The 763-nt window shown below is 71.2% G+C and carries 1 protein-coding gene; it reads right to left on the bottom strand.

Annotation, left to right across the window (positions count from 1 at the left end; all coding sequences use genetic code 11):
- Positions 1 to 763, bottom strand: a 763-nt coding sequence (gene aroC / locus CCN35_RS20860; protein ID WP_086793885.1) for a chorismate synthase, incomplete at both ends; no start/stop codon positions are given.

Raw genomic sequence — 763 nt, forward strand, 5'->3', positions numbered from 1 at the left:
CAGTACCCCCCGACCGACCAGAAGCCCGCCCAATGCCCCCCTCCACGGCAACGATCTCGTCATGGGCCTGCGAACCGGGCACCCGCGCCAGCTCGAACCCGTCCCCCATCTCCACCCCCTTGATCGCCTGAATCCCCATCAACGCCCCGGCCAGACGCGCATCCAGCCGACGGTCCCAGTGCACATGCGACCCCAGCCCCACCGGCACCCCATACGCCAACACCTCCACCACACCCCCCAAGGTGTCGCCGTCCCTGCGGGCCCGGTCGATCTCGGCCACCATCGCCTTCGACGCATCCGCATCCAAACAACGCACCGGATCCGCATCCAGCCGCTCCACATCCCCCGGCACCGGACACACCCCCCGCGGGGCCTTCGCCGCCCCCAGCTCCACCACATGCGAGACGATCTCAACCCCGACCGTCTCCCTCAGATACGAGCGGGCCACCGCCCCCAGCGCCACCCGGGCCGCGGTCTCCCGCGCCGAGGCCCGCTCCAGCACCGGCCGCGCCTCATCGAAGCCGTACTTCTGCATCCCCGCCAGATCCGCATGCCCCGGCCGCGGACGGGTCAACGGCGCATTACGCGCCAGACCGGCCAGCTCCGCCTCGTCCACCGGATCGGCGGCCATCACCTTCTCCCACTTGGGCCACTCGGTGTTCCCCACCATGATCGCCACCGGCGACCCCAGCGTCCGCCCGTGCCGCACCCCACCGAGAAAGGTCACCACATCCTGCTCGAACGTCATCCGGGCCCCCCGCCC

Origin of the sequence: Streptomyces thermovulgaris (genome assembly GCF_002155915.1) — a bacterium.
GTDB classification, from domain to species: Bacteria; Actinomycetota; Actinomycetes; order Streptomycetales; family Streptomycetaceae; genus Streptomyces; species Streptomyces thermovulgaris.